10 protein-coding genes are annotated in these 14,038 nt (G+C 61.7%); 8 read left to right on the top strand and 2 right to left on the bottom strand.

Translation table 11 applies throughout. The features are described 5' to 3' along the window. The 3 genes from DWX25_RS09575 to DWX25_RS09300 form a co-directional block, all read left to right on the top strand. Positions 1-234, top strand: a 234-nt coding sequence (locus DWX25_RS09575) for a hypothetical protein (protein ID WP_199412349.1), incomplete at its 5' end; no start/stop codon positions are given. Positions 235-239: 5 nt separating this feature from the next. Next, entirely contained in the window at positions 240-1,328 is a 1,089-nt protein-coding gene (locus DWX25_RS09305; protein WP_117742959.1) for a nickel-dependent hydrogenase large subunit, read from the top strand. A 7-nt stretch (positions 1,329-1,335) separates the two neighbouring features. After that, a complete protein-coding gene (locus tag DWX25_RS09300) occupies positions 1,336-1,677 on the top strand; it encodes a 4Fe-4S dicluster domain-containing protein (RefSeq protein WP_117798852.1) in 342 nt (113 codons plus the stop codon). 289 nt (positions 1,678-1,966) lie between these two features. On the opposite strand, the gene DWX25_RS09295 is transcribed toward DWX25_RS09300, so the two are convergent. Then, positions 1,967-2,596 carry a response regulator transcription factor gene (locus DWX25_RS09295; RefSeq protein WP_117734748.1) on the bottom strand — a complete coding sequence of 210 codons (630 nt, stop codon included), beginning with the start codon at positions 2,594-2,596 and terminating at the stop codon, positions 1,967-1,969. Then, positions 2,593-3,738 carry a sensor histidine kinase gene (locus DWX25_RS09290; RefSeq protein WP_158557561.1) on the bottom strand — a complete coding sequence of 382 codons (1,146 nt, stop codon included), beginning with the start codon at positions 3,736-3,738 and terminating at the stop codon, positions 2,593-2,595. Before DWX25_RS09290 ends, DWX25_RS09295 begins: the two co-directional genes overlap by 4 nt. A gap of 211 nt (positions 3,739-3,949) precedes the next feature. On the opposite strand from DWX25_RS09290, the gene DWX25_RS09285 reads away from it, so the two are divergent. From DWX25_RS09285 to DWX25_RS09265, 5 genes are all read left to right on the top strand, one after another. Continuing rightward, entirely contained in the window at positions 3,950-4,888 is a 939-nt protein-coding gene (locus DWX25_RS09285) for an ABC transporter ATP-binding protein (protein WP_117798854.1), read from the top strand. Positions 4,889-4,898: 10 nt separating this feature from the next. Beyond that, the gene (locus DWX25_RS09280; RefSeq protein ID WP_117798855.1) at positions 4,899-6,086 is read left to right on the top strand and encodes an ABC transporter permease; all 1,188 of its coding nucleotides are present in this window, start codon (positions 4,899-4,901) and stop codon (positions 6,084-6,086) included. Then, complete coding sequence (locus DWX25_RS09275; protein ID WP_117798856.1) at positions 6,073-7,278, top strand: ABC transporter permease; 1,206 nt, start codon at positions 6,073-6,075, stop codon at positions 7,276-7,278. Before DWX25_RS09280 ends, DWX25_RS09275 begins: the two co-directional genes overlap by 14 nt. A gap of 270 nt (positions 7,279-7,548) precedes the next feature. Further along, a complete protein-coding gene (locus tag DWX25_RS09270; protein ID WP_117734743.1) occupies positions 7,549-8,751 on the top strand; it encodes a DUF362 domain-containing protein in 1,203 nt (400 codons plus the stop codon). Positions 8,752-9,123: 372 nt separating this feature from the next. Next, positions 9,124-14,038: Spy0128 family protein (locus DWX25_RS09265; RefSeq protein WP_147336107.1), on the top strand; the 4,915-nt coding region annotated here is incomplete at its 3' end.

Here is a 14,038-nt window from a genome sequence, read left to right as displayed (position 1 = left end):
GCTGCTGCGGGGGAGGGCGCCGCGGGCGCTGGCGGTGCCGCGGGCGCTGTCGTCGCTCAGCCCGCTGCGGCTGCCGGCTCCGATGCTCAGCACGATGAGGCTGCCGCCAAGGCCGCGCTCAAGGCTGCCGAGATGGAGGCAAAGCTCGCCGCCATGGATCCCGAGAAAGCGGCCAAGGTCCGCGCGGCGCTTGCCGCCAAGGCCGCCCGCGACAAGCAGAAAAAGGAGGCGTAAGGTCCATGGCACACCGCTCCGTTATTCCGTTTGGCCCGCAGCACCCTGTGCTGCCCGAGCCGCTTCACCTGGACCTGGTGATCGAGGACGACCGCGTTATCGAGGCAATTCCGCAGATTGGCTTTGTGCACCGCGGCCTTGAGAAGCTCACCGAAAAGCGCGATATGCACCAGTTTGGCTACATCGCCGAGCGCATCTGCGGCATTTGCGCCGTGGGTCACAGCTACGGTTATGCCAGCGCCTGCGAGCGCATGCTCGATATCGAGGTGCCCGGGCGCGTGCAGTATATCCGCACCATTTTGCATGAGCTTTCGCGCATCCACTCGCACCTGCTGTGGCTGGGCCTGCTCGCCGATGCCTTTGGCTTCGAGGCGCTGTTCTATCGTTCGTGGACCCTGCGCGAGCAGATTCTCAAGATCTTTGAGAGCACGTGCGGCGGCCGCGTGATCCTTTCGATTAACGAGGTCGGCGGCCTTAAGCATGATATTGAGGATTCTGAGCTGGCGGGTATTGTCCAAACGCTCGACGCCATGCGCCCCGACTACGAGGCCCTGGTGCATACGTTTTTGGACGACGACAGCTGCGGCGAGCGCCTGCATGGCGTGGGCGTGATCAGCAAGAAGGACGCGCTGGACCTTTCGATGGTCGGTCCGTTTGGGCGCGCTTCGGGCGTGGACTACGACGTGCGCATGTTCGGCGACGGCGCCTATGCGGATCTGGCTGCGTTTGAGCCCATCGTTGCTACCGATGGCGACTGCTATGCCCGCTGCCAAGTGCGTTGTGCCGAGGTCACGCAGGCCATGGACATCATTAAGGAGCTTGTGGGCAAGATTCCGCACGACGGTATCGGCGGGCGCACCAAGCTCACGCCGGCTGACGGCGCGCTCGGCGAGGTTGTGATTGAGCAGCCGCGCGGCGAGGCGTATTACTATGTGCGCGGCAACGGCACCAAGAACCTTGACCGTTTCCGCGTGCGCACGCCGACGTCGCAAAACCTGGCGGGTCTGACGCATGCGCTGCAGGGCGTGCTCATTGCTAACGTGCCTATGATTATCCTGACCATCGACCCCTGCATTAGCTGCACGGAAAGGTAGGCGCGGCATGAGTTTGCTGACATTTGCCAAGACGGCCTTGGGCTCTATGGTCAAGCAGCCGGTAACGGTGTGCTATCCGCAGGAGAAGCTCGCGGCACCCGAGCGCCTGCGTGGGCACATCGTCAACGACATGGACGTGTGCATTTGCTGCGGCATGTGCGCGCGCCGTTGCCCGGCGGGCGCGCTTGCGGTCGATCGCAAAGGCGGAACGTGGTCGATTGACCCGTACGCCTGCGTGGTGTGCGGCGAGTGCATCGAGAGCTGCCCCAAGCACTGCCTGACTATGGACACCGCCCGTACTCCGGTTGCGGCGGACAAGATTCTCACGGTAGAAACTAAGCCGGAATAGCGCCGGAATAGAGGCCGGCGGGGCAAAAATGCCCCGCCGGCCCCGCGCTTGAACGCGCGGTTGGGCCGCCGCTAACAAAACTATGCCGGATTACGGGGCTGAGTCACGAGTCCCCAACCATGCCGATATTCGTGAAAATGAAACCGCAGGTAGACGAGCCGTCATTTTGCAGAAAACGCGGGTATGGATGGGGGTCCTGAGTTTAGCCCCGTAAACCGGCATAGTTTTGAAATGGCATTAAATCGGTGACAGCCATTTTGCTATGCCGGGGCGGTTGGCCGTTGGGTAATTACCCTCGCAGGTAGGCGATGGCGATCTGCGTGCGGTTGCGCAGGCCCATTTTGGCAAGGATCGAGCTGATGTGGTTGCGCACGGTGCCTTCGCCCATGTATGCCGTGGCGGCAATCTCCTTGTTGTCGAGACCGCGGGCGATGAGCTCTGCGACTTCGAACTCGCGGTCGGTCAGGCCGGCAAAGGCCGCGGGCCGGCGGGGCGTGCCCGCCGCGATGCCCGCCCCATCAAAATCGATATCCTCGATCGCCTTGCCCTCGAGCACGCGTTTGCCGTCCATGACCTGCGCCAACGCCGGAGGAATGGCGGCGATATCGGTTTTAATCAGGTAGCCGCGGGCGCCCAGCTTGAGCGCCGACACGATGTACTCGTCATCCGAGAATGTCGTCAGAAACACCACGCGTGCCGCGGGGTCGTGCTCAAGGATTTCGCGCGCCGCCGAAAGGCCGTCGCGCCCTGGCATTTGAATGTCGAGCAGCGCGACGTCGGGTGCGTGCTCGGCGCAGAGCGCCACCGCGTCGTCGCCGTCGGCACCGGTGCCCACCACCTCTATCTGCGGCTGAGCGCCCAGGATAATCTTGAGCGAATCGACCACTAGGCGGTCGTCGTCGACAACTATGAGCCTCATCGGCCCTCATCTCCTTGCTGTTTGGGGATGGTGGCAAAAACGCGCCAGCCGGGGGCGCCGGCGCGCAGGCCGGCGGTGAAGGTTCCGCCAAGCGCCTCGACGCGCTCGCGCATGGAGGCGAGCCCCATACCCCCTGTGGCGCTGTGGGCGCCTGTCCGAACCCCGCCCGTTCCATCGTCGGTAACGACGAGCTGGTAAAACGACGGATGCTCCATGTACCGCACGGTAATGGTTTTGGCATGGGCGTGGCGCATGGCGTTGGAAAGCGCCTCGCGCAGTACCGCCGCAAAGCAGTTGGCGACGTTGGCGGGTGCATGCTCGGCCAAAACCTCAAGCTCAATCTGCGGACCGCTGTCCGAGCGTGCGCCTTCAACGATGCGCTCGAGCTGCACGGAGAGGTTGGCCGCATTGTCGTTGAGCGCGTGGACGCTGGCGCGCACGAGCTGAAGCGCCTCGTCAACGGTGTATTTGACGTCGGCGAAATCGGCGGCGACGCTGGGCTCGTTGGCGTGGACCACGCGCAGAGCTTCGGTTTGAAGCGAAGCGCGCGTGAGCTGGTGGCCCACGTTATCGTGGATCTCGCGCGCGATGCGGGCGCGTTCGGCGAGCGTCGCGAGCTCGACTTCGTAGTCCTGGCGGTCGGCGAGGTCGCGGTTGCGTGCCTCGAGTGCCAGGGCGCGTTCTTGCAGCTTGTCGCGGGTGCGACGCATGCGTTCCTGTTCGCGCTCCAGCTGCGCGGTGCGCAGCGACAGCAACGTGGCAGCGACCGAAAGGATGGCGGTTAGCAGCAGCGTTCGGGTGGTGAGCGCGCCGCCGCGAAGGTCCGCGACAAGCGCGCAGACAAACACGGCGCTAATCGCCGGCGCGGGCCAGATGCGTTCACGGCGCACGCGTCGCGCGATGTCATAGAAGGCAAGGGGTGCGAACGGCATAAATGGCGGCACGAAGACGGCAGCGATGATGTAGGCGTAGCTCGCGGCCTCGCTCGCGCGATGGGCGTGTTCTTCTCGTGCGACTTCCGACGCCGAGGTGGCTATAACGCCAAGGCAAAACGCCGCGACCAAGCGGGCATCCACAGCAAGGCCCAGAGCGACCGCAATACAGCACGCCAGCACGATCGATTTGTCGAATAGCCTATTCATACGGGTATTGTACGCGATGCCGCGCACGGGGAAGGCGCCGCCCGGGGCAACCGTGACATTCCTCCCGCGCGGCAAAGCGGCGTCGATCGCTTGCGCGAGCGGGGATTTCGCCTCCGCCCCCTCGCACTCGTGACAAAGCTCACTGGTGCGCGCCGTCCGCTCCTGCGATGATGCAATCGTACCGGGCCGCAAGCAACAGAAGGGCCGCCTTATGACAGACATCGTCCACGTCGAAAACCTCGTCAAGCGCTATGACGATCTTATTGCGCTCGACCACTTTAACCTGAGTATTGCCCCTGGCGAGATCTTTGGCCTGCTGGGCCCCAACGGCTCGGGCAAGACCACGTCCATCAACTGCATCTTGCAGCTGCTCGCTTACGACAAGGGCACCATCGAGCTGTTCGGCGAGCCCATGACGCCCACGCGTTACGACCTCAAACGCCGCATCGGCGTGGTCCCACAGCAAGTTGCGGTGTTTGACGAGCTTACAGTGCGTGAGAACATCGACTATTTCTGCAGTCTCTACGTTAACGACCGCAAACGTCGCCGCGCGCTGGTGGATGAGGCGATCGACTTTGTCGGTTTGGGCGACTTTACCAAGTTTCGCCCCGGCAAGCTCTCGGGCGGCCTGGCGCGTCGCCTCAACATCGCCTGCGGCATCGCGCACAAGCCCGAGCTGATCTTTTTTGACGAGCCCACGGTGGCGGTCGATCCGCAGAGCCGCAACGCCATTCTGCAGGGCATCTGCCGTCTGCGCGACGAGGGAGCCACGGTGGTGTATACCAGCCATTACATGGAGGAAGTCGAGCAGATTTGCAGCCGCATCATGATCATGGACGGCGGGCGCGTGCTGGCGCAGGGCACCAACGACGAGCTCAAGCGCATGATTCAGATGGGCGAGCGCGTGACCGTCGAGGTCGGCACCGTCGAGGCCGCCACGGTCGAGCGCCTGCGTGCCCTCGAGCACGTGCTCAGCGTTGAGCTTTCCGGCGGCGAACTCGTCTGCACCTGCGAGGCGAGCCCGCACAATCTGGTCGACATCCTCGACACGCTGCGCGTCGCCGACGTGGCGCTCGGCCGCATTTATTCCGAACCGCCGACCCTCAACGACGTGTTCCTCGAGATCACCGGCCGCGAGCTGCGCGACTAGGGGGGCGGCCATGTTCAACACCATCATCACCACGGTCAAGACGCTGCTGCGTCGGCCGAGTACATGGGTCTGGGGCGCGATCTTTCCCATTGCGCTTTCAACGATGTTCATGTTTATGTTTGCGAACCTCAGCTCCGACGGCAAGATCGACCCGGTGCCGGTAGCCGTTGTCGCTGACGAAGCCTGGGGCGCTTCGACCTTTAAGGGCGTGGTGGCTTCGCTTGCCAAGGAGGGCGACGATCAGCTGCTCGATGTGAGCGAGTGCGAGGATGTGGACGCCGCGAACCGTGCGCTCAAGTCCGGCGAGGTCGTGGGCATCTACACGGTCGATGCCGCGGGCACGCCCAAGCTCACGCTGCTTTCGAGTTATGACAGCTCGCGCGCCTCGTCGGTGCTCACCGACCGCAGCATTCTTGAGACGGTGGCGAGCTCGTATACGCAAAATGCCGAGCTCATGTCCCAGATTGCCCAGGACAACCCGGCGGCGCTCGCCGACCCCGAGGCGGTTGCGTGCGCCCTGTCGCTCGAGGGCGGCGTCCGCCGCGTAAGCCTGACACGCACCACGCCCGATGGCACAGTCATCTACTATTACGCGCTTTTTGGCCTGGTCGCGATGATGTCTGCCGAGTTTGCCGCCTTGAGCGTCGTTGACCTGCAGCCCAATCTGTCGGGCCTTGGCGCGCGCCGCTGCGTGGGCGGCCTTTCCAAGACGGCGTCGCTGGCCGGCATTTTTGTCGGCTCGTGGCTGGTCTCCTTCGCCTCGATGACGATCGCGATCGGCTACGTGCGCCTGGTCGTGGGCGTCGACTTTGGCGGGCGCGAGGGACTGTGTTTGGTGGGCGGCGCCGCTTCCGCGCTTGCCGCCACGGGCTTGGGACTCTTTGTGGGCACGCTTCCCGTTAAGGGTGGCAAGGCATCCAAGTCGGGCATCCTCACGGGTTTCGCTACCACGTGCGCCCTGTTCGCCGGGCTTTACGGCGAGCCGGCGATGGCACTTGCCGACGACGTTGCCCGCGCCTGCCCGGCCGAGTGCTGGCTCAACCCCGTCAAGCTCATCTGCGACATGTTCAACCGCTTATATTTCTTTGAGGACCTGGGTCCCTTTGTCATCCGTGCGGGCGCGCTGGTCCTCATGACGCTGGTGTTTGTTGTCGCCGCCACGCTGATTTTTGGAAGGAGCCGCTATGAGCACCTTTAAGACTGCGCTGCGCATGGCGCTCGCGCATCCGTTCTACCTGCTCATCTATACGGTGTTCATATCGCTGATGGGTGTGTTCATCGCGGCATCGGTGAGCTGGAACTCGTCGCAGCTCACCGAATACAAGCCCTACGACGCCAATGTGATTGTGGTCGACCGCGACGACAGCGATCTTTCGCGCGCGCTCACCAAGCACTTGGGCTCGCGCTTTGACCTGGTTACGGGTGTTGGCGACGACACGTACGACCTTGCGGACGCGCTCTCCAAGAGCAACAGCGCCAAGGGCAGCGCCGACTGCGTGTTCTTTATCCCGGAGGGGTTTGAGGACGACCTCGTTGCAGCCGCCCGCGTGGGGGAGTCCCTGCCCAAGCTCGATGTGACCTACGGTGCCGGCACCATGGCGGCGGCGCTTTCGTCTGCCGAGGCCTCGCGCTGGATCTCGCTCGCGGGCGCTGCGGCGGCACTTGAGCCCGCTGCTTCTAGCGGCGACGTTGCCAAGGCGGCCGAGCACGCGGCCGCAAAGCGCGCGGAGGTCCAGATCGAGCAGGTCAAGGTCGACTCGACTGCCGCCGCCACGCTCGAGTCGTACTTCAACTTTGGCGCGTACGCGATCATCTCGTCGGTCATCGTGTCGGTGGGATTGGTGCTCTCGGGCATGAACGAGCCCGAGCGCGTGCGCCGCATGGATGCCGGCCCGGTCTCCGAGCGCCAGCGTTCGCTCGCCGTGTTCGCGGCCGCCGCCGTGCTCACCGTCTTCATTTGGTTTGTGTCGAGCATGATGGGCGTCGTGGGCTTTGCCGGAGCGGTTGCCGAGGTTGGCGTGGATCGCGTGTGCCTAGCGCTGGCTGCAACGTTTGCCCTGGCGTGCACGCCGCTGGCCGTTGGCTTTACGCTGTCGAGCTTGGGCGCGCGCGAGGAGCTGTTCAACGGCGTGGGCAACTTACTCGGCATGCTCATGACGTTTTTGGGCGGCGCCTGGATGCCGCTGTCGCTCATGGGCTCGGCCGTGCAGACCGCGGCGCATTTTGTGCCGACGTATTGGGTGAACGACGCGATCGGCAAGGCACTTGCCTCGGACCTGACGCCTGCCGTGCTGGGCGACATTGCCTGCGACCTGGGCGTCACGGCGCTCTTTGCCGCCGCCATCGCCGCCGCAGGCCTAGCCCTCGCGCACAACAAATCCCGCGCCTAACCGCCTAGCCATTGGGGACGTTCTTAAACGACTAGCCATGGGGGACAGTCTTTGCCGATTGGCCGGCTTGCCGGCCGGGCTGGCAAGGACTGTCCCTAGCTGTCGGCAGGAAAGGAGCGTCCCCAACTGCCGGGTGGCGAAAGGGTGCCCCCAGCGACTAGTCGTTTAAGAATGTCCCCAACGGCTAGGCGCCGCGCTTGACTTCAACCCCGCTTTAACGGGTACCATCCTCTATGTCTGTAACGCCATATAGACCGAGGGGATATATCTATGACCGCAACTGCACCCGCTGCACCTGCCAAGGTGTACTTCACCAACCTGCGCACGCACGGCCGCGAAAGCCAGCTCGACAAGCTCAAGCGCCTGATTCGCCGCGCCGGCATCGAGCAGATCGACTTCGACAACAAGTTCGTCGCCATCAAGATCCACTTCGGCGAACTGGGCAACCTCTCCTTCCTGCGCCCCAACTACGCGCGCGCCGTCGCGGACGTGGTCAAGGAGCTGGGCGGAAAGCCTTTCCTCACCGACTGCAACACGCTCTACGTGGGCAGTCGCAAAAACGCGCTCGAGCACATCGACTGCGCTTACCAGAACGGCTTCACTCCGTACGCCACCGGCTGCCAGGTGATTATCGCCGACGGCCTCAAGGGCACCGACGAGACGATCGTTCCCGTCAAGAACGGCGAGTACGTGCAGGAGGCAAAGATCGGCCATGCGCTCATGGACGCCGACATCGTAATCAGCCTCACGCACTTCAAGGGCCACGAGGGCGCGGGCTTTGGCGGCTGCATGAAGAACATCGGCATGGGCGGCGGCAGCCGCGCGGGCAAGATGGAGCAGCATGCCTCGGGCAAGCCGAGCGTCGATGCCGAGCATTGCATCGGCTGCCATGCCTGTGAGCGCATCTGCGCCCACGGCGCCATCAGCTTCCCCACTACGCGTGAGCGCACGCTCAAGAACGGCCAGGTTGTGAGCACGCCCATCGCGAGCATCGACCACGATCGCTGCCTAGGCTGCGGCCGCTGCATCGGCGCCTGCAACCAGGACGCCATCGAGGCTGACTATAACGCTGCTGCCGAGGTGCTTAACTACAAGATCGCCGAGTACACACAGGCCATCGTGCAGGACCGTCCGTGCTTCCATATCTCGTTGGCTATGGACATCAGCCCCAACTGCGACTGTCATGCCGAGAACGACACGCCCATCGTGCCCGATATCGGCATGTTCGCGAGTTTTGACCCGGTCGCCATCGACCAGGCCTGCATCGACGCGGCGCTCAAGATGCCGGCGATGCCCAACACCGAGCTCACCGACATGCGCGACAAGCTCGAGGCCTCCGGCGGCATCCCCGAGCACTGCGAGCATGACCACTTCAACATGACGCACCCCGACACCAATTGGCGTGCCATGATCGAGCACGGTGTCAAGATCGGCCTCGGCACCGACCGGTATGAGCTGATCGAGGTCAAGTAGCCAATACGGATGCGTTTAGCAGCGAAGGCCCGCATGACGGTTATGTTGTGCGGGCCTTTTCCGAAACACGGTATGTTTTCGAGCTTTTACTGCGGAACATGGGCTCGAAATGCCTAAAACTACCGGATCGGCATCTTTGATTCATATGCGAGATGCTTTTGTGTTTACCGCTTGGCGGATTTTATATTAAACGAGGGCCTCCTTCCCGTACTTCCAGTGTTAAGGTAACCGAATTTATATAATGTAATCATTCTGCCGCTATATAGATTCTTACAAATTCGGTTACCAGCGCACGAACGTGTGCAAACGTAGAGGGGAAGCAGGTATGGTTGCGAACGAGAATCTGAACATTTCAGGGGGGGGCCTTCTAAAATGGGGCCTAGAAAGAGCAGAGGTCCCATCAAGGCTCTGTGCGCCATCATAGCCGCCGTCTTCCTGACGGTTGGAACCTGTGCGTGTGCGGGCACGGCCCTTATGCAGCAGGTGGCACAGTTGCACGATTCGCAGCGCGCCCCGCGGACGGGGACCGTGTTCAAGGGCGAAGACACCGACTACACGTTTGCGTCTCAGGATGTCGTGACGCTCAACCTGAACTACCGCTACTCCAACACCGGCGGATTGGCGGGCATCGACGCCGCCGCTCCCCAAACGGTCGAGTTGAAGTTTGAGAAACAGGCCGATGGCACGTATCAGGCCACGTGGAAGTTGCCCACCGTCGAGGGCTTCCGCATCGTGCTGGATGCCACAGAGCTGAACAAATACCTGGTCAACCCGCCGACCGACGGCATGACTGCGGATGAGTTCGCAGAGGCCCTCGAAAGCGGTGACTTCGACGTCGACATCGACCACAAGACCGTCTACTACTACCAGCAGCAAAAGGTCGACAGTGATCACAACCTGCAGAACCCCGCCTATGGCAATCGCTACTCCGATGAATACAACAAGGCATGGAACGCCGCCCGCCGGCTCAGTGCCGATGGCTACTATGCGGAGGCGGTGTGCGGCGACGACGCCACGCATCCCGGCGACACTTCGGGCAACCATGGCGCAAACGCTCTGGTCAATCCCAAGATCGAAGTGACGCTGACCGCAGACCAGCTGGCAAGCGCCCGGAAAAACGAGCTCGATATCACGGTGTACTATCGCCGTAATGCAACTTGGTATCTGGTGAGGCACTGGGTCCCGCGGACGCTGTGCGGTCTGAGCGACGACGAGATCACCGTCCTTCCGCCCGAGGACAAAAAGCAGGTGGGCACCGAGGAATACGTCTGCCTGGACAAGGACACCCAGCAGGGGCGCGTGGGCGCTCAGACTCGCGCGACCGCGCGCACTCATACCGACAATGGAAGCGCTGATGGTAATCCCTACGAGCTGGTTCAGCCAAACGCCTTTGCTCAGAAGCTGATCGAGAATCAAACCACGAATAACGAGACGACGGTTGACATCTTTTATTCAGCAGCGAGCTCCTATCGCGTTATCTTCGATACCGACTACACCTATATTCCCCGTCAGCAGGTCGAGTTAGGCAAAGAAGTCGACTTCACAATTGTTACGGAACCAAAACGTACGGGCTATACGTTTGCCGGTTGGCGCTATCTCGAAAAGAATGCAACGGCCAACGCGGATGGTAGTTACAGCGATGATCAATATATCGACCTCGATCAAAACAACCCTTCGCTTGTCATAAATGAGGACACGATTGCACAAGCCAAGCTGCAGGAGAGTGGCGGCGTCCTCGCACTGCATCTGGTGCCCAAGTGGATTCCGGACACAACCCAGGTTCGCGTCATTCTTTGGACCGAGGATTTGACCGGTACCGATGATGTGCAGGCGCTTGCCGAAGGCGGCAACGCGGGTGGGGATAGCTACTACACGCAGAAGTACACTAATTACCAAAAAGCTCCGGTGACTCATAAGCCGCAGCTGGGTACTACCGAGTCTCACTACAGCAACGCCCATAGCTTTACGATGGACGTGGAGACCGATTCTGCGTTGTTGAAGTCTGGTGGCAATAAGGAACTGCTCAATGGCATCCAGTCTAAGGTGGCCGAAGAGTTCAAGACCGCCATGGGCGAAGCGAGTGAGCTCGACGTGGCCGATTTCTACTCCCAGGCGGGTTTCGAGATCGTGCATGAGGACGAGAGCGGAATCAACTACAATGCGACTTCTGCTTCCTCTGATGGCAAAACCACAATCTACGTCTACTTCACGCGCAATGTCTATGAGTTGAAGTTTACTTATTATGGTGAGGCAAGCTTTAACGGCGATTCTTCCCCTTATTGTGTGGCTACCAGCACTAACGGCTACAGCTTCAGCCATGGCGCAGCGGTTCCGGACGGAACCCTCAACTTCGGCTACAGCACACCCCATGACGGCGGAAACGGCACTTACCGCAATGGATGGATGCGCGCCGACGTGGACGCCGACGCGGCTATGCCCGTCCCTCGGACCATCACCATCCGCGCCAAGTACGGCGCGGACCTGCGCGACGTCTGGCCCGTTGCCAGGTCGAGCGAGAGTGTTGTCAGCAGATTGGACAACCCTGGCAATCGTGGCACTACGGCCAGGATGGTCTCGTGGGGGACGACCGATGGCAAGTACTGCGAGGGTGGCTTCTTCAACTCGGGCAAGTACAACCAAGGCGAGCCCACCATTATGGGAACGTACGCGGCCATGGGCTCCGAGATCGTCGCCGACCCGAAGCATCCGGTGACGTTCGACGAGTCTGGCAAAGTCACCGGCTCCGGTCTGCGCCACAACCTGGTGGCCTACTGGTTCAACGGGAGCATCAGCCACTACCGCAACAACCACTGCTTCGAGGTGCCTGATCTAAACGTGACGGGCATGCAGCGGGTCAGCATCAACAACAATAATACGACCAACGAGCGCGACTTCCTGTACCTGGTCCCGACGGACAACCCGACGATCGCCGGGTACGGCTTCAACGACCTGATGAGGGTGTCCTATAACAACGGGCAGATCACGTACGACGACCCGAACGGGGCCTACTACGCGGTGCGCTCGTACGACGGCAAGTACTACGCCGTCGCCCGCCGGGTGGAGACGGTGTCCTCGAACTCTATCGAAAAGCAGAACCCCAGCGCGCGCCTGCACATGACTCGTGCGAACACCCATGCCGACCACAGCACGCGGTATGCCGACGGTGACGGTGCGTGGAACGGGACGACGTGCGGAACGGCGGCGGACCCCTACGACCTGTACTTCTACTACAACAGGGAGCGCTACACCATCACCTACATGGCGCCCTCCAGCAACATCACGACGGGCAGCGAGGTGACGCTCGGCACGGTCAGGCTGCCCTACGGCGCGCAGGTGACCAAGGACGCGTACGGCTACAAGCTGGATTACCAGGACAAGAACGACACGATGGTCGATGGCGCGAGAAAATACGGCTGGGAGCTCACGGATACCAATGGGTCCGCCCTCGGCTCGACCGCCGTGTGCCCCGACCGTGCGGATAACGGCACCAAGCCTTGGACGTTCAAGGGCTGGGCGCTCGGTCCCGCAGGTGTGAACATGCAGTGGACGATGAACGAGGACGCCGGCAGTGAGGCGCAGGCCGGCGATACGTTTGCCATCGAGAGCAACATGCGCCTCTATGCGATTTGGGATGCGCCTTCGTACGAGGTGACGTTCCATCTAAACGGTGGCACGATCGGCAACAGCGGCAACGACGTTGTCGAAAGCGTTCCCGCCAATAGGCGCTACACCTCCACCGAGGCGATCATTCCGCGTCCGGTCCGCGCCGGTTACACGCTGAAAGGCTGGTACGCTGCGGACCAAGATGGCAACATCGCGTCTCCCGAGACGGCGTTTGACTTCGACCAGGCCATTGCGGAGGACAAGCATGTTGCGGCGAAATGGTCGGCGAACAGCACGGAAACATTTAGCTACACGATCTACTACGTGACGAAGGGCCCGCTTGGTGGCGATGAGGACAAAGATACGGTTCTGGTAGACGAGAACGGCAACATCACCTCTAACGGCGGTACGAAGTATTACGTGTTGGAAAAGTCCGAGCAAAAGGACCAGGCGTTCAACCCGGGCTCGACGATGGCCTTCTCCGCAAAGAGTCAGACTGGCTATGTTCCCAACGGGACGAGCAAGGTTCTCAAGCTCGACCAGCCGGACGGCACTTACAATGTTATTTTCTACTACGATCCCATCGTGGTGCGCCAGCATAAAGTGCGCTTCGTGAAGGCCGGCACTGAGACAGGCGACACGCCCAAAGTCATCCGTGAGTTCACGACAAGCCCCTATCAAACGGTGACGACGCCCCGTCCCGCGGATGTGGAAAAGCTTATCGGCATGGGCTATACACTGGTCAATAAGGATGGTAACAAGTATATCTCGGTGAACGATGCCTCCGTTCTGCAGTGGATCGATAAAGACGGCAACGCGCAGTCAGTGTCCGCCCTTGCGGGCGATAAGGTCCCGGACGTCATCACATACCTGGTGCAGCCGATCAACTACACCGTTGCGTACACCAACGCGGATGGTTCGCCTGCCGCCGCCGACGTCGCCCTCAAGGCCGTCACGGCACCGGAGGGGACGTCGGTGAATGAAGCCGCGGGCAAGAACCCGACCCGGTACACGGCCGAGGAGGGCTTCTCGGTGAAGAATCCCGAACGCGTGTGGAACGAGGCGACCAAGAAGTGGTACGTGTTTGACGGCTGGACGTTGGGTGACGGGACTAAAACCAATCCCGAGCAGGGTGACTTCCCCTCGACCAACAGCCTGATCGTCGGCGCCGGGACGGTCGGCAAGCTGACGTTCATCGCCAACTGGCGCGTAGACGACAGCGGTGGGACTCTCGACGGCTCCACGAACCTGATCGTTCAGAAGAGCATCGACGGTCGAGATTGGATTTCCGGCGACTCGTTCTCCTTCTCCCTTGCGGCCAAGGACGCCGAGACGCAGCGTGCCATTGAAGGTCACGAGGTCCTGCTTCCCGACACAACGAAGGTGACAATCACCAACGAGACTGCCGACCACCAGGCTTCGTTCGGTAACATCACCTTCAATAAGGCTGGCACCTACACGTTTGCCGTGACCGAGGATGTCCCGGCGGATAACGCGAAGATTCCGGGCATCGCCTATGACGATACCGAGCGGATCGTCACGGTCAAGGTGACCTCCGGTGCCGACGGCAAGCTGACCGTGGTACGAGTGGATGAAAATGACGCGCCTACTGCGGCTCCGCTCACGTTCACCAATACGTATGAGACGCCCGGCGCGACGTTCGACACCGGTCCCACCGCTGCGG

Source organism: Collinsella sp. AF18-8LB (assembly GCF_003459795.1).
GTDB lineage: Bacteria > Actinomycetota > Coriobacteriia > Coriobacteriales > Coriobacteriaceae > Collinsella.
This window is presented reverse-complemented; position numbering and strand designations above follow the sequence as displayed.

Coding starts and splice junctions, on each gene's coding strand:
- DWX25_RS09305 (WP_117742959.1), top strand. CDS start 240: ATGGCACACCGCTCCGTTATTCCGTTTGGCCCGCAGCACCCTGTGCTG.
- DWX25_RS09300 (WP_117798852.1), top strand. CDS start 1,336: ATGAGTTTGCTGACATTTGCCAAGACGGCCTTGGGCTCTATGGTCAAG.
- DWX25_RS09295 (WP_117734748.1), bottom strand. CDS start 2,596: ATGAGGCTCATAGTTGTCGACGACGACCGCCTAGTGGTCGATTCGCTC.
- DWX25_RS09290 (WP_158557561.1), bottom strand. CDS start 3,738: ATGAATAGGCTATTCGACAAATCGATCGTGCTGGCGTGCTGTATTGCG.
- DWX25_RS09285 (WP_117798854.1), top strand. CDS start 3,950: ATGACAGACATCGTCCACGTCGAAAACCTCGTCAAGCGCTATGACGAT.
- DWX25_RS09280 (WP_117798855.1), top strand. CDS start 4,899: ATGTTCAACACCATCATCACCACGGTCAAGACGCTGCTGCGTCGGCCG.
- DWX25_RS09275 (WP_117798856.1), top strand. CDS start 6,073: ATGAGCACCTTTAAGACTGCGCTGCGCATGGCGCTCGCGCATCCGTTC.
- DWX25_RS09270 (WP_117734743.1), top strand. CDS start 7,549: ATGACCGCAACTGCACCCGCTGCACCTGCCAAGGTGTACTTCACCAAC.